We start from the raw sequence: 19,906 nt of genomic DNA on the forward strand, positions 1-19,906 counted from the left end.
GCCCATGGCGGCAGAGGTATCGCTGTTCGGCATCCGCCACCATGGCCCCGGCTCCGCGCGCCGGCTGGTGGAGGCGCTCAACCTGCTCCAGCCGGCTACCGTGCTGATCGAGGGACCGTCCGATGCCTCCCACCTGCTGCCGATGCTGGCCGATCCGGCAATGGAAACGCCGGTCGCGCTGCTGACATATGCCGAGGACAATCCCTCGGAGGCCAGCTTCTTCCCCTTCGCGGATTATTCGCCGGAATATCAGGCGGCGCGCTGGGCCATGGCGCGGGGCGCGGGGCTGCGTTTCATCGACCTGCCCGCGTCTGACCGTCTCGGCGAACACGCTGGCAGCGCCGGGCAGGAAGCGGCCGCCTGTACCGGTGACGATCCGATCAGCCACGATCCCATCGGCGTGCTGGCCGCCGCGGCGGGTTACGATGACGGCGAAAGCTGGTGGTCGGACGTGATCGAGGAAACGCCTTCATCGGGGCCAGTGTTCGATGCGGTGGCCGACGCGATGACCGCGCTGCGCAGCGAAGCGGGCGCTATCCCCGCGCGGGAAGCGGCACGGGAGGCGCACATGCGGATCGAGATCGCGCGGGCCGCAAAGGAGAGCGAGGGACCGGTTGCGGTCATATGCGGGGCCTGGCACGTGCCCGCACTCGCCGCGCGGCACGGCCTCACCGCTGACCGTGCCTTGCTGAAGGGGCGTGCGAAAGTCGAGGATGCGGGCAACCTGGGCACCGTGGACGGAACCGCGTCTCGCCCGGGCGAGCGGTTATGGCGCCGGTGTGGTGGCGCCGGGCTGGTGCGCGCATCTCTGGAACACCCGGCATGCCTCCGACCGGGATTCGATCTGGCTGGCCCGCATCGCCCGCATCATGCGCGAACGCGGCCATTTCGTCTCCACCGCCTCGGTGATCGAGGCGCAGCGGCTGGGCCATGCGCTTGCGGCAATGCGGGCGCGGCCGCATCCCGGCTTCGAGGAATTGCGCGATGCAGCCGTCGCCTGCCTGTGCAACGGCGAGCGGGCGGTGTGGGACGATATCGCGGCGGAACTGCTGGTGGGGGCCGGTGTGGGCACGATCCCGGCCGACACCCCTCTGGCTCCCCTGCTGGAAGATCTCCAACGCCAGCAGAAGGCGGCGCGGCTCAAGCCCGAAGCGCTGGAGCGCGCGCTGACGCTGGACCTGCGCAGCGAGAGCGGGCTTGCCCGCTCGACCCTGCTTCATAGGCTGGCGGCGCTGGACGTGCCGTGGGGCAGGGCGGCCGATGCCGGGCGGAGCAGGGGCACCTTCCGGGAGAACTGGCTGCTGTGCTGGGAACCGGAATTTGCCGTGCGGCTGGTGGAGAACCTCGTCCACGGCTCGACGATCGCGGAGGCGGCGACCGGGCGTCTGACCGATGCGATGCGCGCCGAACCCGATCTCGCCGCGCTGGCCGGGCTGGTTCGCAGCGCGATGATCGCCGGTCTGCCCGGCGCAGCGGAGTTCGGCACCGGGCTGCTCGAAACGAAAGCGGCGCTCACCAGCGACTGTCTTGCCTTGCTCGCCGCGCTGCCCGCCATGGCCGACATTTTGCGCTACGGCGAAGCGCGCAGCGGCATGGCTGGGCATCTTGCCGATCTCATGCCGCGCATGGTCGTCCAGGCGGCCCTGGCGCTGCCCTACGCGGCGCGCGATCTCGATGCCGAGCCGGCGGCCGCCCTGCGCGATGCCATCCTTGCGGCCGAAGCGGCCATCCAGCTGGCCCAGCTCGGCGGCGCGATCGCCGGAACCTGGCACGATGCGCTTCGCAGGTTGATCGGCGATGACCGGGCGACGCGCCTCATTGCCGGTGCCGCCGCGCGCCTGCTCTACGAGGCCGATCTGCTCACCGCGGAAGAAGCGGCCACGCTGCTAGGCCGGATGCTGTCGCCGGGGACACCGGTTCCGCAGGCGGCGGGTTTCTTCGAAGGGTTCCTTGCGGGCATGGGTGAGCGACTGGTCCATGATGCGCCGCTGCGCGATGCCGTAGACGGTTGGCTTACCGGGCTTGACGAAGAGACGTTCATCGCCAACCTGCCACTGTTTCGCCGCGTCCTTTCCAGCCTTGACCGCAGCGCGCGGCGGCGGCTCATGGATGCGGCGTTGGGCCGCGGCGCATCGAATGCGCGCGGCTATCGGCTGCTGCCCGGCGCCGGTGCGATCTGGCCCGCGCATGAAGCCCGCGTCCTGGGCCTCATGAATGCAGGAGCACCGCGATGAGCGACATGGAGCGCGACCGCCGATGGACGCTGGCGCTGGGAACCGAGGCAGAGGAGGGGGCTGCGGCGCTGTCCGACGGCGACCGGCGGATGTCCCGGGCGCTGTCCGCGCTCTATGGCGATGGCACTGAGACGAAAGGGCGCGGCGGGCTTGGCGGATCGGCTCCGCGCGTCGCCAAATGGCTGGGCGACATCCGCGAGTTCTTTCCCGGCTCCGTCGTACAGGTGATCCAGAAGGACGCGTTCGAGCGCAAGGGCCTGCGCCAGATGCTGCTCGAACCCGAATTTCTCGCCACGGTCGAGGCGGACGTGAACCTCGTCGCCGATCTGGTGGCGCTGCGCGGCGTGATGCCGGAAAAGACCAGGGAAACCGCCCGTGTCGTCATCGGCAAGGTCGTGGCGGAACTGATGGAACGGCTGGAGCGGCGCACTGCAGAGGCCATTCGCGGCGCGCTGGACCGGTCTCGCCGCACCAGCCGCCCGCGCTTCTCGGATATCGACTGGCCGCGCACCATTCGCGCAAACCTCAGCCATTATCAGCCGGAGCATCGGACCGTCGTTCCGGAACGGCTGATCGGCTTCATGCGCCAGCAGCGACGGATCGTGGATCTGGATGAGGTCGTGCTCTGCGTCGACCAGTCCGGCTCGATGGCAAGTTCGGTGGTCTATGCCTCGATCTTCGCGGCGGTGATGGCCTCGCTGCCGGTGGTGACCACCCGGCTGGTCTGCTTCGACACGGCAATCGTCGACCTGACCGGGGAACTGGCGGATCCGGTGGAAGTGCTGTTTGGAATCCAGCTCGGCGGCGGCACCGACATCAACCGAGCCGTGGCCTATTGCGAGGACCGGATCGAACGTCCCTCCAAGTCTCACCTGATCCTGATTACCGACCTTTACGAAGGCGGGAACGCGGACGCGCTGGTTGACCGCCTTGCCGCAATGGTGCTGTCGGGCGTCAATGTCATCGTCCTGCTCGCGCTGACCGACAGTGGCCGCCCGTCCTACGATCCCGCCCTGTCCGCACGGGTGGCGGCGCTCGGCATCCCGGTCTTTGCATGTACGCCCGACCAGTTTCCCGGCCTCATGGCGGCCGCGCTGCGCCGGGAGGACATAAACGGCTGGGCCGCCGATCAGGATATCAAGACGGTCCGCGCGGAATGACGGCCACGGCTTCGCGGTATTGCACTTCGCTGACCGGCTCCATCCACGTGACGGAGCTGCCATCCTGAACTTCGGCAATGGCGACATGTGTCATGCCGTCATGCGGGGCCGCGCCGTGCCAGTGCTTGGTCTGGGGCGGTATCCAGACGACGTCCCCGGGCACGAACGCCTGCGCGGGGCTCCCCCACTCCTGCACGAAGCCGTGGCCGCGCGTGACGACCAGCGTTTGCCCCAGCGGATGCGTATGCCATGCCGTGTGCGCGCCCGGTTCGAAGGTCACGGTTGCTCCGCCCACCCGCGCCGGCGCTTCACGCTGAAAGCGACCTTCCACGCGGACCGTCCCCGTGAAGTTCTGTGCCGGCCCTTTTGCCGCAGGACCAGTTCCCGCCCGGATGACCGAAACGCCCCGCCGTTCGGCTTTTTCCGGTTCTTGCGCCAGAGCGGTGACGGACAGGCAGGCCATTCCCAGTGCCGCGATCGTGCGGCCCGCCCGATTGCTCATCCCAAGATACCTCATTTTGACTGAAAGACCTCGCGAGCGATTCCGACGGCGGCGATGGCGTTTGGCCAGCCCGCGTAGAACGCAAGCTGCGTAATCGTTTCTACCAGTTCGGCTTCGGTCACGCCGTTCTGCCGGGCAAGCCGCATGTGGGAGCGAAGCTGCTCAGGCCGGTTGAGCGCGATCAGCGCGGCGACGGTGATGAGGCTGCGATCGCGTTTGGCGAGGCCGGGACGTTCCCACATGTCGCCCAGCAGCACTTCGTCGGTGAGTTCGGCGAGCTTGGGGGCAACATCGCCCATCAATTGCTGCGCCCGCGATGGCGGCTTGTCGTCCGGTGTGGGAGCGGTCTGGGCCCCGGCCATCGTCGAAGCGCTTCCGGCAAGCAGCAGCATCGCGGCGACAAACAGGTTTCGGGTCGTCTTGCTCACTCGGGCGGCTCCTTTTTCAGTGTCGGGGATCACGGCGTCGGCGCTCGGCTCAGCCGCTCAGCGCTGCGGGAAAAGAGCGGGGCAAGTTGTGCCAATGCAGCTTCGTGGAGGTGAGGACGAGCGGTAGGCTACGATGGAGGATGGAACCGGTCATTGCGGGTGCTCCGACTGATCGAGCCCCTTTGCCGCAAGGAACTTCGATACCTCGTCCGCGATCTGGAGGTTGTTCAGGTCGGACATCATGAAGTGCGTGTTTCCGCGAATGCCGAGGTCGGGCAGATGGATCAGGCGGGCGTCGCCGCCATGCCGGTTGACGCAGTCCACCCACAGTCTCGCCATGGCCAATCGAACCCGCCAGTTATCCTTCCCGCGCTCGGCGGTCGGATCGGCGGGGATATTGTCGCCGTAGAAGATCGCGATGGGAATGCGGGTGAGCAGGGCGAAGTCCGCAGGCGCTATTTCCACCGGTTTCAATGTCCCGGCGGCACTGGGCATTTCCGGCGGCGCCTCCCCCTTCGGAAAGACGAACCCGCTGCCCGGCTCGAATGCCACCACGGCCTTTACATTCGGGCTTGCCATGGCGGTCAGCCACCCGGGCTCGCCGCCCTGCGAATGCGTGAAGAGGATTGCAGGCCCGGTCTTTTCGAGCAGCGCGGTCATGGCGCTCGAAATGACCCTGGCATCGTAAGGGCCGGTGTTCGGCGTGACGGAACGGAAGAACTGCTCCAGCGTCTCCGGCCGGCGATCGAACTGCACGCCGCCGAAGAATTCCGGCCAGGCCCCCAGGCGGAACTGATCGAAAAAGAGCTGGTCGTTGGGCGCGGGCTCTATCGCCGCCGCCACGCTGCTGTTGCCGGCTCGCCCCCTGCGCGGCTGGTCCACGACATATGTCGTGAAGTGGCGGCGCAGGAAAATCGTCTGGAAACCTTCGCGGCCATCCGGCGTGGTTTCCCAGCTCCGCCCCGACTGATAGGCACCGTGAAGCATCACGACAGGCAGCCGCCTCGGCTTTTCAGGCACCTGATAGAACGCATAGAGATGGTCTGCGTGGAGACTTTGGCCCGCTGCCGTCGGAGCGTTGTTGGCGAAGGTGCCGGGTTCGGTGTGTATCGTTCCACCGACCGCGAAACTGCCTTGTTCGCTGATGACGAGGGGGGAGGGCGCGGCCTGCGCGGATACGGCGAACAACGCCAACAGGAGCGGCATCGCTGCAGATGTGATCGCGCGTCGCGACATGGCGTTTTCTCCTGTTTTCCGGGAGAAGGTAGCGCCAGGAAAATTCCATGATTAGATGGCTAAATGCGCATGTAGTAGTAAGCGCTGCTAATCAATGGCTTGCCTTCCGTATCGTGGCCTCTCTCTTCGAGGCTCAATGCAACAGCATCGCCTGCAGTCCTCGCACCACGCATCCGCACGCATCGGCTGCCGTCCGCACCGAAAGGCCGGTTTCCTTTGACATGAGCGAGCCGAGCAAGGGCGAAAGCGCGCCTCCGCCGGTCAGCACGATGCCGTCGCCAGAATGTCATGGCTGAGTTCCGGCGGAGTTTCGCTGAGCAGTTGGCGTACGGCTTCGATAATCACGCGGAAATGCTTCTCCGCGACAAGATCGAGTTCTGCGCAGGAGAGCGACAGGATAGCCGGCATCTGAGTGCGAAGGCTGCGTCCCTTGACCTCGATCGGTACGGAACGATCGCCATTTTGCGCGTGGTTGCTATACTCCTCCATCACGCGTTCCGCGGTGAGATCGCCGACGAGCAACTTGTGCCGCAGGTGCAGATCGTCGGCGATGGCACGGGCCAGCGATGCACCGCCGACACGTACCGATCGCGTCCCGCAGATGCCGCCAAGCGATATTATCGCCACTTCGCTGGTACCGGCGCCGCATTCGACGATCATGGTTCCGGAGGGACGCTCGATGGGCAATTCGGCACCGATCGCGGCGGCCAGCGGTTCGGGGACAAGCCGGACCGAGGCCAGGCCAGCGTCGCTTGCCGCGGTAAGAAGCGCTGCCCGCTCCGCCTGAGTGGCATCCGAAGGCACCCCGATCAGGACGCGCGTCCGGCCCAGCCGTGTGCGTCCCATCGCGCAGCGCAGCGCATAGCTGAGCATGTGCGTGGCCGCATCGATGTCCTGCAGGACTCCGCGACGAAGCGGACGCTTGATCCGCATGTGGCTTGGCGTGCGATCCACCATCGCCCGCGCGCTTTGTCCGGCTGCAAGAAGTCGCTCGGCACCCGAAGGACCAGTGAAGCAGCAAAGCGAAGGTTCATCGAACAAAATGCCATCGGAGCGATGAACCACGCGAACATTCGCAGTGCCGAAATCAATCGCGATTTCCGGCTTTTTCAAGGAAAAAATTGAAGCCATGGCTGCCCTCTAGCAGCCCGCTGGATCGTTGTCTTCAACAACTCTCCGGACGTTTTCGGGCGTTTCTCATTGGACGGACCAGCTTTCTATGGGCCTGCTACCCGATGCACGGACGCCTTCGTCCCATCGGCTTCAGCCGTTACGGGGGCCTCTTCAACGGCAACCGCCGCGCGGTAAAGTATCAGCCCATTCGTTGATCGGCATTCTCTCTGCAGCTGCGATCGTCCTGGTTCTTTTCAGCCTTTTCGTGCTGCCGGCTTTTGCCAGATAAGGCAGGCCAGCCCCGCCAACGTTGCGCATCGATCTTGCGCACGTTGCGTAACAAGTAATTGGATCCAGAAACAGGAATTGGTATACTATTCCATGTTTACTTACCGCTGATCGTCAGCATATTGTGGGGTTCATTCGCCGTACCAAACGCGACGATCCACGGTTTTGACGGATCAGTGATTTCAAGTGAAATCGGATAGGTTTTTGCCGTTTGTGTTGCGATGACCTGCTTGGGACCGCTCACTGCAGCGTTCCACGTCCGGACCGTCAGTTCATGTGTACCCGCACCGTAAACTGTCAGATCGATTTGGTGCCGTCCGCCCTCAGTTAGGCGCGAAGTTGCCGAGAGGATTGCAGTGCGCAGTGGATCCAGCGACAGAACCACAGAAGAGGCGTCGGCGACGGTCAGCTGCCTTTCGATGGAGCCATATCGGACATCGTAACGACCGGCATCGAGTTGCAGATCAAACTTGCCCGGACGCACCCGAGTCGTCTTCTTTGTTCGCGAGTTCCGGAACTCGGCTCCCTGTGGTGCTGTTCCCTGCAGCCGAGCGCCAATTCCCACGCGGGAAAAATTCATGGCCATGCGACAGCTCGAGTAAACCCACATCTCCTTGTACGGGAACACCGCATTGTTACCCCAGGCGGGCGCGTCTTCCTCATAGGAATTGAACCCGAGCGACATGCCACCAACGAAGTTTGGCAGTGCCACTGTGAAATTCTGCCAAAACGCGTTGCCTACGCCGTACAGAAGCGAGCGGGAAAATGGGTTTGCGCCGAGGACCCACTGAACCTGACGCGCTGCCAAGTCGGAGAGGTCGGCTCGTTGGAGCGTCGCGGCCGCTGCACCGAGACCGATGGTCTTGCTCATATGAACCGTACTCGATCCCTTACGAACGTGATCGTACCAGAGCGGGAAGATGCGCAAGGTATGATTGGGTCCGAGCGAGGTTCCGGCATCGTACTGCTGTTGCATTTGGCGGCGGATTACGTCCGGCATGGGCGGTGTGGGGAACACAGCGCTGGGCTTTTGCGCTAGCATCATGCCCGTCCGATCAAGAGGTTGCGGAGCGTCTAGGTCAGACTTGCGCCAGACCGCCGCTGGAATGATGTTGAATGGGTCCGATGCCTCTGAGCCCGTCACACAGAAATGATCGGCGTAGATTGCCAACCCCGCGTACCAGTCCATCCAGTCAGGGTGATCGGGCAGCGCATCACAGAGCGCCGAGAACGCGAGAAGACCGCAGTCTTCGAAGCTGTTGTGGTATTCGTGGACTATGCGTGTCCTTCCAGCGTCTTCGTAAAAATAGCCGGTTATGCCAATGCCGTCGATAAAGGTGCGTTCCTGGATGGCCACGAGCCATTTGGCAAAGCGAGCCGCTTCGGTTGCGTATTGCCGCTCGCCCGTTGCGCGGTACATTTCGACGGCAGCCAGCGTCGCATAGCCGACAAAGTCCCGCCAACTCGGCTGGTTGATCTCGAGCGGAGGAGCATCCTTCGGAGGTTGGATTGCCGCCGCAACGAGAGCGAAGTCCTCGCGCGCAGCCTTGAGCACATTCGATGCAAGCTTGGCATCCCGCGTCCGCAAAGTTCGCACAGAGCGTGCACCAGCAAGAACACCGAGGATGTTCTGGAAATCATCCCGGCCAACTGAACTGCGCTCGTCGTCCTGAATGACATCGTCTGCGGTGCCGACCTTGCTGTCGGTCCAGTAGGACACATGGTTGTAGAGCGCGCGCTGAGCCGGAGCGAAGCGAGTACGAACCGACCAGTCCAAGCCCCAGAGAGCTTCTTCCAATGCGCGCTCGGCCAGCGCCGACTTCCCGCGTAGTTTAAGCGCATCGTGCAAATCGAGCAGCGCGTAGATCGAGAGGTGGGTTCGATAGGGGCTCTGGGTCAGGTTTGCGGCATCATGCCATCCGCCTTCGACGCTGCGCTTTTCTCCTTTGTAGAGCGCAAAGACGTCCCGATGGCACGCATCCTGGACACCTGGCACAGGGAAGCCGCACCTCAACCCGTAAAAGGCGTTGAGCGTGGCTTCGATCACTGGCTCCCAGGCGTCGTCGGAAATCAGGAAGGGATCGCTGGTGGTCGAGCCATGCCGCAGCCGATAACGCCCAGGCTTACTGAAAGAGGTGAAGTCCAGCTTACGATAGGAGCCGCGCGAGTTAATGACCGGGGCGGCGTCCAAGGTCGCCACTACCTGGTTGCTATCAGCTTCAACAATCTGAAATGAGTGGGAGCCCTCGTGTGCGATGGCGATCTTTGGTCCGGCAGGTTGATAGCCGACGTGGCTGAAGGCGATGGTTCCAGGGGCAATGGCCCAGCCCTTAGGCTGCTCAGCATCGATCCTCTCGACTGCCAGCTCATCAAAATCATAAGTGATACGCGTGTCCGCTCCGCCGATGCTGACACCGGAAAGCGTTTGGAAAATCATAAACTCGGAAACGCGATCGCGGTGCTGCTCGGGAATTTCCCACACCAAATGATTCCACTCACCCGGTTTCAGGTCGCCAATGTAGTGCACTGCAACCGGATCGAGTGGGCCTGCTGGGGCGCCTTCACAGGTAAACTGCAGCGATATCACATTGACCGGATTAGTAGTCGGGTGGACGTAAGCCCACATGGAAATGCGATTGAACGCGCTCCAGTCCTGTGGCTCCTTGAAGATGCGTCGTGCGAAAGCTGCGAATGGCTGCCCTTCAAAGAGCACACCCTCACCCTGGAACGTGCCGTTGGGGCGGCGCGCAGCCCGAATGTAGTCCTCGTTACGTAGCAACGTGCTGAACCGAAGCGAACGGCTACCGGATCGCGCCCGTTCGCTGGTGTAGCTTAGCGAGACCGCCGCAGATGCTACCCAGCCATTGTCAGACTCCATGTCATCGATCAGCCTGCGCTCATGGACAGGCTTGGCGCGACCTTTTTCGTCCAGAAGCTTTGACAGGTCCGCCTTGAGCAAAGGACGGATCGGCCAGCGCCCTTGCCACATCGCTGAAGTGGAAGTTCCACGGCCTATGCCCGCGGCGGCCAGTTGGCCCGGCATCAAACTAATGACGGCCAGCGTCGAAGTAGATTTGAGAAGTCCTCTGCGGGTTACATCGAACCGAGGCGCAGCTTGCGTTACCTTCATGTTCAATTCCTAACAACAATCTGCGGAACGGTCGTGATCGGTTCGATCCGAATGTCGCGGAAATAGATTTCGGTGCCTTCGGACTGGAGCTGGATCATTCCGCTGGTGAGCGGCCGCGCTTTACCGTCGTCTCCGATGGCCTTGAGATTGGACAATGCCATCACCGGTTCGCCGTTGATGACGTGGACAGAGTTCTCGCCGGCGACATATAGATCGAGCCGGTTCCACTGCCCGAGTGGATGCTCGGCATCGGTTGCCTGCCGGACCTGGGTCGGCATACGGATGGTGGCAAGCCTGCCCCCGGCTAGGAAACGATAGTCGGGTCCGCCCATCGACCCTTTTTCAGAACCTTCACCGATTGTCACATCCATGCGGACACCGAGCCCGACCGGCATGACCATGCCTGTCCTGGGTGGGGAAATCTCGAACTCAACCGAGCTAGCCCAAGCACCCAGTATGGCGCCCTCCTTGCCAAAGCTATGATACAACACGCCGCTGTTCGGCGGTGTCTCGGGCGACCATTGCCTGCCGAATTTATAAGACAGGCTGAGATGGTACTTCGAGTAGGCTCGCCGCGTATTGAGTGCCCCCCATGTACGACCGGAGACATAGATCGCGGGAGCCCCGTCTACCCGGACAACACGGAATATGTCGCCGATACCGGTCCTTCCCAGCGGTTGCTCCGGGGCACCGGGAAAGATCATGCCGCCCCCTGGCTTGCCGAGCCACGGCGTGAATGCGCTGAGATCGCGGCCGTTAAAGAGCGATTCCGCTTTTCCGCTCGGTCGCGGAACTTCGGCCAGCGCCAGCTTTTGGATTTTGAATGGCGGAGTGCCTGGAATAATCTGAATCGGTGGAAGATCAGCGGCCGGCGGGGGAGCAGCCAAGATTGTCTGGGTCACTCCTGCCGCGGCAACGCTTAGTCCGGCCATCGCGACCGCCAATCTGGTGCTCATCTCAAGGTGTTCCTTCGAACTTGCTGGGATTGAGGTCGAGTTCCACAGCCTCGATCAGCGGCAACAGCCATTCGAGAAGCGCTACGTGGAGAGGATGGTCTGCATACGCTGCGCAAGCCGCTGCGTTCGCAAACTTCAGATATCCGCCAAAACCGTAGCCCCCGTGGTTGACTGCAACGTTCGGTCCAACTGCAACTTCGAGCAGCCCGGGAATCTCGCCGCGGAAACCTTCGATTGCGTGGGTCGCACGCGAGCAGTCATCGGCTGTCGCATCAGGCTTCCAGCGAAACAAAAAGATGTGAATGTACATCGGCTTCCCTCGGTTTCGGAGCGGCGGAACTGATCGGTAATTTGACCTTGTCGGTGCACGCTCGGGTAATCGACAAAGCATTCGTACCATTCGCGAATGGGCCGGCGGGCTTCCGACCCAAGCGCCGGTCTTTTCTCGTGGGTCGTCACCTGCGGCGGCTGTAGGTAGCCGCGCCGACGATAGCTTGCGGCCCGATCAGCCGAGACACGCAGTCCCCGCGATGCCCCATAAAAACTCTCCCAAACAGCAAGGATTTGTTCGGTGATGTGACGAATCACGACCCGTTGATCTCTCGTTGACAGGGTCTGCATATTGACATTTGTACGGCCGTACAAATCATAATTCGAGTGGTGGCATTGATGGCAGGGGCGCCAGCAGCCATGGGAGGACTGATGGCAAATCCCGAACTTTCGACACGGCAGCGGATCCTCCAAGCTGCAGAACCCCTGTTCGCAAAACTGGGATTTGCGGGCGTATCAATGCGAGCAATTGCTGGAGCCGCAGGTGTTCACCTGGGACAACTGCCGTATCACTTCGGTACGAAAGAGACGCTCTACCGTGAAATTTGGGAGAATTGGATCAGCCAAGTGGATGCAGGCACTTTGCTCTTAGAGAAGCAGCCTGCTTCTGATGCGCCGCAAAAGGAGCAACTTCGGGCCGTAGTGCGGGCTTTTTTTGATGGCCCCGCCCGGATGCTTAGTGATCCACGCGGCAGGCACTTCGTCGCGATCATGGTCAAGGAGGCACATGACCCTGCCAGTGCCTCTCGCGGTTTGCTGGAAGAATTCATCTATCCAAACGGCAACAGATTCCGCCTCGAGCTTGCTCGACTTTTCCCTGAGATGGATGCGACGTCACAAGACGCCGGATTTGAAATGATCCTGGCAGCGCTGCGGATAGTGATCGAGCGAGATCGGCCGACTGCGGACGGACAATTGCACCCCGACGAAGCAGCCCACTTAGTCGGGCTTTTGACTCATTTCATTGTCGACGGGTGGATGGCATTGGCTGAGATTTCGCAGAGAAGCGTCTAAAGTTCACCACTCAAAACGCAGAACGGTACGCGGAAAAACACCTCCAACAGGTCAGCGGGGCCTTGTGGAGGGCTGAGTAGCCTGAGTAGCCCCTAGTTTTCTAGACGCCTTCCGCTTTCAAAATCTGCAGCCGCTCGAACTGTGCGGGTGACAGCATCCCGTTCCTGACCTACTTGCGGAGCGGATTGTAGAACATCTCGATGTAATCGAACACGTCCTGCCGGGCTTCGTCGCGCATTTTGTAGGTTCGGCGCCGGATGCGTTCTCGCTTGAGCGACGAGAAGAAGCTCTCTGCCACCGCATTGTCATGGTAGTTGCCGCGCCGGCTCATCGAATGCTCAAGATTGTGAGCCCGGATGAAGGCCGCCCAGTCCATGCTGGTGAACTGCGAGCCTTGATCCGAGTGGATCAATACCCGTTGTTTTGGGATGTCTTGGGAAGGACCGTTGGCGGACAGGGTGTCCGTCAAAAGCACCAAGTAACCATTGAATTAAAAGAGAAAATGTAATCGCGCTCTTTCGCGATACCCCACTTTGTACCCCACTCGACGGTGGGCTGGTTGCAGGAAATCGAACCCACAATTTTACTGGGTAGCGAGAAATTCCGAATCGCTTTGCGTATCGTAGCACGTTGGCTTCGATTGACAGATCGGGGTCGTCTCCCGAACCGCAGAGCCGCCTTTCAGCACCTCCGAGCATCTCCGAAGCGGCCATTCGTTCACCGACAGGGCGACCATGATGAACGGCTGGCAATGGAACTTTCGCGACCGTCGCCTTTGGGGCGGCCGCCCCGAGTAATCCGACCTTCGCACCCCGACGTTCCGTCGCCGCAGGTTGAGCATCAGCTCTTGCCGGTGCACGAACCGCTTCGCGGAGGGCGTAATCGGCGAGGTTCCTGCACGGATCGTGGGTCGCCCGGGGATTGAGCGTAGCGGGCGGTAGGTCGAGCATTCCGGCTCCTTTCAACCAAGGAGCGAACGATGATCGAGTCTATTTCCGCCACCCCCATCAGCCCGCTGCGCCGGCGCCTGATCGAAGACATGGAACTGCGCCATTTCTCGATCGAGACAAAGCGCAATTATATCCGCGACGTTGCACGCTTCGCGACTTGGCTTGGACGTCCTCCCGACAAGGCGACTGCGGAAGACCTGCGCCGTTTCCAGGTCGAGCAGCGCGAAGGGGGCATGCCGTCTCCCACCATGAACAGCGTCGTTGCAGCGCTGCGTTTCTTCTTCACGCACACGCTGGATCGACCAGATCTCTCCCGGCGGCTCTATCGTGAGAAGGTCGTGCGCAAATTGCCGGTTGTGCTGAGCCGCGAGGAAGTCGCGCGCCTGCTGCAGGCCACGACATGCCTCAAGCACCACGCCGCGCTGGCCGTTGCCTATGGCGCGGGACTGCGCGTGGCTGAGGTGTCGATGCTCAAAGTTTGCGACGTCGACAGCGAGCGCATGCTGCTCCGCGTCGAACGCGGCAAGGACGGCCGCTATCGCAACGCCATGCTCTCGGCCGACTTGCTCGCCCTCCTGCGCGAGTGGTGGAAGATCGGGCACCGTGAAGGCGTGATGCACCGCGACGGATGGCTGTTCCCCGGCCAGCACTACCTCAAGCCGATCAGCACCAAGCAGCTTCACCGCGTGGTCGTCGAAGCTGCCCAGTCCGCCGGGATCGCCAAGCACGTGAGCCCGCATACGCTGCGCCACAGCTTCGCCACGCACCTGCTCGAGGACGGGATCGATATCCGGATCATCCAGACCTTGCTCGGCCATGCCAAGCTAGAGAACACCGCCTTCTACACCAAGGTGGCGACACGCACCGTCCATGCCGTGGTCAGCCCGCTCGACAAGCTCGGGATCGTCGTTCCGCCGCCGGTCGCACCTGACGGCTGAGCCGTTGCGCGCCTCGCTCGAGGTCGCCGATATCTTCCGCAGCGCTGGGCCCGGCTACAGGACTGCCCATGCCGGGCATCTGAGCCTGGCCCAGATCAAGGTCATGGCGGCAATCGAGAACTGCCGGACCGCCGCGCTCGGTGGCCACATCGAAGCCTGCGTGGACTGCGGCCATTGGCGGATCGCCTATAACTCGTGCCGCAACCGGCACTGCCCGAAGTGCCAGGGCGCCGCCGCGCGGACCTGGCTGGAAGAGCGCGAGGCCGACCTGCTTCCGGTGGGCTACTTCCACGTCGTGTTCACATTGCCGGCGGAGATTGCAGCGGTGGCCCTGCAGAACAAGTCCGCGATCTACGACCTGCTGTTCCGGGTCGCATCGGAGACGATGCTGACCATCGCCGCCGATCCCAGGCATCTCGGCGCCCGTATCGGCATCACCGCCGTACTGCATACCTGGGGGTCGGCGATGACACATCATCCCCACGTGCACATGATCGTCCCGGGCGGCGGCATTGCGCCCGACAATGCCCGATGGATCTCGTCGCGCCCCGCCTTCCTTCTGCCCGTACGGGTTCTGGGCAAGCTGTTCCGGCGCCTGTTCCTGACCCGGCTGATGCAGCTTCACGGAGCAGGCCGGCTCTCCTTCTTCGGATCGATGGCCCATCTGTCGGAGCGCACAGCCTTCCTGCGGCATCTCAGGCCCACTCGCTGCAAGCGTTGGGTCGTCTATGCGAAGCCGCCCTTTGCCGGCCCGCAGGCCGTGCTCGCCTACCTGTCGCGCTACACGCACCGCGTTGCCATCTCTACCCAGCGCCTTCTGCGCTTCGACGAAACCGGCGTGACCTTCCGCTACAAGGACTATCGCCGCGATGGTCCCGAGCGTCAGCGCGTCATGACCCTGACCGCCGATGAGTTCATCCGCCGCTTCCTGCTCCACGTTCTGCCCCGCGGGTTCCACCGCATCCGACATTACGGCCTGCTTGCCGGCTCATCCCGCAAGGCAAGCCTCGCCCTCGCACGACAATTGCTCGAGGTTGCCACCTCGCCAACGGCCTGTGCCGAAGAGGTCGCCAACGATCCGCTTCCGCCGTGCCCCTGCTGCGGCGGCCACATGATCGTCATCGAGACATTCACGCGCTGGTGCCAACCTCGCGCACCGCCACATGCAGCCCTGCAACACCGGGAAGCCGTTCCATGACCCGGCATGGATCGCGGCCCTCGTGGGCCATAGCGCTCTCGCTTTGGCTATGGGCCCGCCTTGCGCCGAATGGTCAGAGCGCTCCTCATAAAACACTGGATCGGCTGCTGGAACGCCTCGATGGCCGCCGATCAGAAGGCGAAATCAAACTCTATCTGTCCGTTCAGTGGCACTCGCGTCGCCGCTCCGTCGCCAGCCCGGCAGCCCAAAAAGCGAAATACCCATAGGCCAGTGAGTGGGGCCCGCGGGTTCGTGCCTCGGAGACTTTCGTACGCCTACCGGCGCCCGAAACTCTTCACGTCAGCTGGCCGACAGCTTTTGATGGATAGATCCAGAATCCAGCCTGACCGTATCCGCCGGGAACACGTTAGAGCGCGTCGGGAGGCGGGGTCTTGACCATCGTGCAAGGCTAGCGCGATCAAATTTCGGGCACCCGGGCCACTTCAATCCATTACCAAGGCAATCGCCGTATCGATCATTTGTCGTTCGGCGATTTGGAGCGGCAGTTGAACGACGACTATCATGATAGAGAGGCCTCAATTCCGAAATTAGAGCCGGAGAGGGCCTATGACACTTGCCGAAACGATCATTAACAGTGCCCGCGAGCTATCAGGCAATGTCGAATGGGACGAAGCGGAAATCCGCGAGCCTCTGCGCATCCTGGCCCAAGCGGTGCAGGGGGAGGCGGCCCTGACTCCGATGGGCCTTGCCGTCTTCACCCGAAATGCCGCCGAATATCTTGCCAATCGCATGCGGGTCGAGGACTGGATAGCACGTCATCCGGAAATTCTGGACAAGCCCGTGGAGAAGCCGACTTTCGTTTTCGGCCTGCCGCGCACGGGGACGACACTGACAATCAACCTGCTAAACGAAGACACAGCGCGGCGCTGCTTCCTGCGATGGGAAGCATTCGCTTCGGTGCCGCCGCCCAAGCCCGAGGAATTCCATGCCGGTCCGCGTTATGATGCTGCTCAGGCGCAGTTGGATCATTCGCTGAAGATGGTGCCGCACATCGCTGCAATTCATCACGAGGACGCCGATAGTCCTTGCGAATGTCAGTTTTCGATGGCGCCCAGCTTCGTTTCACAAGTGTTCGATTCGCAGTATCACATTCCCAGCTATCACCGCTGGTTCCTGGACAAAGCGGACTACTTGCCAGCTTTTCGCTATCAGAAGCGCCTGCTTCAGTTACTCCAGTCGCAGGCGCCGGGCCGCTGGACGCTGAAGAATCCGTGGCACCCGCTTTATCTTGACGCGCTGCACGAAGTCTATCCCGACGCCCGGCTGGTGATGACGCACCGCGATCCGGTGGAAGTGGTGGGATCGGCATGCAGCCTGGTCTGGAACGTGCGCCGCATGTTCAGCGACAGCGTAGACCGGGAAGCCATAGGTCGGGACATGGTGGAAACCTTCGAACTGATGATCGCCCGCCAAAGCGCGTTCCGACAGCGCCACGGCCACGATGCGATCCACGACATTCTTTATACCGAGCAGATTCGCGATCCGCTTGGCACGATGCGCTGCCTCTACGCCCGCTTCGGAGACGATTTTAGCGCCGAAGCGGAAGCCAACATGCAACGTTACCTTGAAGCTAAGCCGAAGGACCGCTTTGGAAAGCACACCTACGATCTGGCCGATTACGGGCTCGTAGCTGGCGAAATCCGCGAGCGCTTCGCAGATTATTGCGTCAATTTCGGCTTGGCGATGGACCGGGGGTAGTCTTCGGCGATTGGTTAGTTGAAGGACTGGGCCCCTTCATCAGGCCGCCGTCTTTCGGCAGTGATCGCAATCAATGAATCGCCAATACTCGCGTAACTTATAATTTAAAGGGGGTAGTGTGAGCGATTTCTCGCCAATCGTCGTTCAACGTGTAATTCACACAATTCATGCCACTTACGATCTGCATGCGTGCAGATTGCTCTACCAGGACGCACTGGGCGGGCTCGTTTTTGCCGAAAACTATTTTCCAGCAGAAGATCGTGACTGTGCACTTCTGTATGTTGCAAACCATTCAATCGAACCCATGGCACCGCGGACGCGCGATGACATGAGCAAAGGGTTTGCTCGAATGACGAGCAAGATCGGTGAGAGTTTTCACTCGTTCGAGCTCAAGGTCGAAGACGGCCCTGCCGCGAGCGAAGCAATCCGGGGCGCCGGCGGCGTTGTCGCAAGCGACTATGGTTTCTTTTTCTTCGTAAAGCCTGAAACAACGGGCGGGGTATTACTGGAGGTTTGCTCCTCTACAATGCCGAACGATCCATACGATCGCCCCGGTGGATGGGGCCCTGGCGTCGGTACCGGCCATGCGTCATCGGTACTACAGTTGGATCACATCGCGTGTGTTACAGGTGAAATAGATAAGGCAGTCGACTTTTTTACCTCAGTCATAAACGGCCGTATCATCGAGGATAAAACGACATCGCTGCCTCAGCGCGGTCGCCGGGTACTGCTTGGTATTGGAGATATCCAGGTCGCGTTCATCCAGCCAGACGATACTCAGCAAGGGCCGCTAGGTGCGTTTTTAAACAAGCCGCAAAACGGCATTTACGCCCTGGTGTGGCGAATTGCCGACGAGCAACTGGCGCGCCAGCATTTCGAGAAGCGCAATTTGCGAATGACCGAGGTCGCCTGCGTCTCAGCGGGCTTTGCGATCGATCCGGCGGATTTCTTCGGGGGTCGACACGAATTCGTCACCGCGAATAGCTAACGGAGCAAACCTTTTCGATGCTTTCAGATAGCGAAATGCTCCCGACACCGGGCTCGATCTGATCCATGCCATAGCGCCAGATGACTGACAGGATACTGGAGAAATCGGCGAAGGCCCCAATCCGGCGAGGCTGCAAGCCTCGCTTTGAATCGTCAGTCTCCGCCGGTGTCGGCCATATCGGGCTGTTCGATATCCCTTCGGCGTATCAATCTTCAGTAACGAAGATTGCGCGGGCAGGGCATTGGTCGGCCGCTCTGCGCACCAGTTCCTCCAATTCAGGCGGAACTTCGCTCACCAGTACGGATGCGTAGCCGTCGTCGTGAAGTTCGAACACTTCTGGGCAAATCCCCACGCAGATGCCGAAACCCGCACATAGGTCGTTATCGATGCGGACCTTCATCGGGACGGCGCCTCCTGCGGATCAAACTCCAGATTGATGTGCGTGAGCCCGCGCAAAATGAAGGTCGGCAGGTAGCTGTAGCGGCGCGCGTCGGCTGGACCATGGACCTTCTCGGAAATTCGAATGTCACTGGTCCGATCGAACATGCGGTTGAGGCTGACGACGGCCTCGGCTCGTGCCAACGGGGCACCCGGGCATGCATGGCGACCAGCGCCGAATGCCACGTGCAGGCGGGCGTTCTTGCGGGCCATGTCGAACTCACCGGGGTTCTCGAACTTGCGCGAATCGCGGTTGGCCGCGCTGTTCGAAATGTAGAGGAAGCTGCCCGCCGCGATATCGACACCGCCGAGAGTTGTGGGCTTCTTGGCCAGCCTGAAGTCGCCTTTGACCGGCCCCTCGATCCGAAGACATTCCTCGACGAAATTGGGGATTAGGCTGCGGTCTTCGCGCAATCTCTGCTGCAAATCGGGACGCTCGCCGATCACCTTGAAAGCATAGCTGAGTAGGCGCACTGTGGTTTCCTGCCCGGCGGCGAACAGATTGGCGGCGATCCGGGCGACATCAAGCGGCTCGGGGATTGCCCCGCCAGGAAAAGTCGCCTTGGCGAGCCCGGTCAGGATGTCCTCCCGGGGATTGCGCCTGCGATCCTCGATATAGGCGGAGAAGGTATCGTAGAGCCACTGGAGCGGCGAATGGTGGACTCCTCCGTCCGTACCGCCGACCACGGCTCCGCCGCTTTCCTGTTCCACCCGGATCAGATGCTTGCGGAATTCGACCCGATCCTCAGGCGGCACGCCGAGAAGATCGGATACGACCAGCACCGCGAAGGGCTGGGCGAAGGCATCCATGAATTCGCATTCGCCGCGAGACAGAAAAGTATCGATCTGCTCGTCCGCCAGCTTCCACATGAACTCCTCATTTTCCCTGAGGCGCTTCGGTGTGATCAGCGACATCAGCAGGGACCGATGCTCGGAATGCACCGGCGGATCCATCGTCGGCAACTGGTCGCTGAATGGCGTCTGATCGCGGTAGGCTTCGATCAGCTCGGAAATGTCTTCGTTTTCGTGCCCTTCCAGGGGAATGGGGCAACCTGCGAATGGGCCTGTCGTCGACATGCAGGAGGAGAAGCGAGCAGGATCGTTGTAGACCTCAACGGCCTCGTCATAGCCCGTCACCATGACGATACCCTGATGCGGCTCGCGGACCACAGGAGACTGATCTCTTAGGCGGCGTGGACAAATTTGAGCCAGTATCTGGCGGTGGCGATATGGACCATGCCAAGGAAACTGTTGGCCAGTTGATCGTAGCGGGTGGCGATGGCT

General features: G+C 61.7%; 15 protein-coding genes and 3 pseudogenes. 8 read left to right on the plus strand and 10 right to left on the minus strand.

Translation table 11 applies throughout. The annotated features are described in order from the left end of the window. Positions 1-4 precede the first annotated feature (4 nt). The 3 genes and pseudogenes from ADT71_RS35090 to ADT71_RS17880 all read left to right on the plus strand — a co-directional run. Positions 5-634, plus strand: a pseudogene (locus ADT71_RS35090) (DUF5682 family protein); the annotation flags it as partial. 79 nt (positions 635-713) lie between these two features. Further along, a complete protein-coding gene (locus ADT71_RS17875) occupies positions 714-2,234 on the plus strand; it encodes a DUF5682 family protein (protein ID WP_197283070.1) in 1,521 nt (506 codons plus the stop codon). Continuing rightward, on the plus strand, positions 2,231-3,394 hold the full coding sequence (locus ADT71_RS17880; protein WP_054438949.1) for a VWA domain-containing protein: 1,164 nt from the start codon (positions 2,231-2,233) through the stop codon (positions 3,392-3,394). Before ADT71_RS17875 ends, ADT71_RS17880 begins: the two co-directional genes overlap by 4 nt. On the opposite strand, the gene ADT71_RS17885 is transcribed toward ADT71_RS17880, so the two are convergent. The 7 genes and pseudogenes from ADT71_RS17885 to ADT71_RS17915 form a co-directional block, all read right to left on the minus strand. Continuing rightward, positions 3,372-3,896, minus strand: coding sequence for a cupin domain-containing protein (locus ADT71_RS17885; RefSeq protein ID WP_054438950.1), 525 nt, complete (start codon positions 3,894-3,896; stop codon positions 3,372-3,374). The genes ADT71_RS17880 and ADT71_RS17885 overlap by 23 nt on opposite strands. Before the next feature lie 11 nt (positions 3,897-3,907). Beyond that, positions 3,908-4,324: a carboxymuconolactone decarboxylase family protein gene (locus tag ADT71_RS17890; RefSeq protein WP_231635986.1), complete on the minus strand. Its 417-nt coding sequence runs from the start codon at positions 4,322-4,324 to the stop codon at positions 3,908-3,910. A gap of 150 nt (positions 4,325-4,474) precedes the next feature. Continuing rightward, positions 4,475-5,560, minus strand: coding sequence for an alpha/beta fold hydrolase (locus tag ADT71_RS17895; RefSeq protein ID WP_082370422.1), 1,086 nt, complete (start codon positions 5,558-5,560; stop codon positions 4,475-4,477). A 133-nt stretch (positions 5,561-5,693) separates the two neighbouring features. After that, positions 5,694-6,691, minus strand: a pseudogene (locus tag ADT71_RS17900) (rod shape-determining protein). A gap of 367 nt (positions 6,692-7,058) precedes the next feature. Beyond that, a complete protein-coding gene (locus ADT71_RS17905) occupies positions 7,059-10,091 on the minus strand; it encodes a glycoside hydrolase family 9 protein (protein WP_054438953.1) in 3,033 nt (1,010 codons plus the stop codon). Between the two features lie 2 nt (positions 10,092-10,093). Further along, positions 10,094-11,047, minus strand: a complete 954-nt coding sequence (locus ADT71_RS30510; protein WP_082370423.1) for a DUF1080 domain-containing protein — start codon at positions 11,045-11,047, stop codon at positions 10,094-10,096. Position 11,048: 1 nt separating this feature from the next. Next, positions 11,049-11,357, minus strand: a complete 309-nt coding sequence (locus tag ADT71_RS17915; protein WP_054438956.1) for a Dabb family protein — start codon at positions 11,355-11,357, stop codon at positions 11,049-11,051. A 392-nt stretch (positions 11,358-11,749) separates the two neighbouring features. Between ADT71_RS17915 and ADT71_RS17920 the strand changes: the two genes are divergently transcribed. Beyond that, positions 11,750-12,391, plus strand: a complete 642-nt coding sequence (locus tag ADT71_RS17920; protein WP_165913198.1) for a TetR/AcrR family transcriptional regulator — start codon at positions 11,750-11,752, stop codon at positions 12,389-12,391. Between the two features lie 100 nt (positions 12,392-12,491). Here the strand turns inward: ADT71_RS17920 and ADT71_RS17925 are convergent. Beyond that, a pseudogene (locus ADT71_RS17925) lies at positions 12,492-12,818 on the minus strand (IS3 family transposase); the annotation flags it as partial. A 552-nt stretch (positions 12,819-13,370) separates the two neighbouring features. Between ADT71_RS17925 and ADT71_RS17930 the strand changes: the two are divergent. From ADT71_RS17930 to ADT71_RS17945, 4 genes are all read left to right on the plus strand, one after another. Further along, positions 13,371-14,279, plus strand: a complete 909-nt coding sequence (locus ADT71_RS17930) for a tyrosine-type recombinase/integrase (RefSeq protein WP_054438961.1) — start codon at positions 13,371-13,373, stop codon at positions 14,277-14,279. Between the two features lie 4 nt (positions 14,280-14,283). Continuing rightward, positions 14,284-15,477 carry an IS91 family transposase gene (locus ADT71_RS17935; RefSeq protein ID WP_054438962.1) on the plus strand — a complete coding sequence of 398 codons (1,194 nt, stop codon included), beginning with the start codon at positions 14,284-14,286 and terminating at the stop codon, positions 15,475-15,477. A gap of 567 nt (positions 15,478-16,044) precedes the next feature. Continuing rightward, positions 16,045-17,196: a sulfotransferase gene (locus ADT71_RS17940; RefSeq protein ID WP_054438964.1), complete on the plus strand. Its 1,152-nt coding sequence runs from the start codon at positions 16,045-16,047 to the stop codon at positions 17,194-17,196. A gap of 118 nt (positions 17,197-17,314) precedes the next feature. Beyond that, positions 17,315-18,184, plus strand: coding sequence for a VOC family protein (locus ADT71_RS17945; protein ID WP_054438966.1), 870 nt, complete (start codon positions 17,315-17,317; stop codon positions 18,182-18,184). 205 nt (positions 18,185-18,389) lie between these two features. Here ADT71_RS17945 and ADT71_RS17950 read toward each other — a convergent pair whose 3' ends face one another. Both ADT71_RS17950 and ADT71_RS17955 read right to left on the minus strand, forming a co-directional pair. Continuing rightward, entirely contained in the window at positions 18,390-18,584 is a 195-nt protein-coding gene (locus ADT71_RS17950; RefSeq protein WP_054438973.1) for a ferredoxin, read from the minus strand. Further along, complete coding sequence (locus tag ADT71_RS17955) at positions 18,581-19,792, minus strand: cytochrome P450 (protein ID WP_231635987.1); 1,212 nt, start codon at positions 19,790-19,792, stop codon at positions 18,581-18,583. Before ADT71_RS17955 ends, ADT71_RS17950 begins: the two co-directional genes overlap by 4 nt. Positions 19,793-19,906 lie beyond the last annotated feature (114 nt).

The sequence above is a fragment of the Novosphingobium sp. ST904 genome (assembly GCF_001298105.1).
In the GTDB taxonomy this organism is placed as follows: Bacteria; Pseudomonadota; Alphaproteobacteria; order Sphingomonadales; family Sphingomonadaceae; genus Novosphingobium.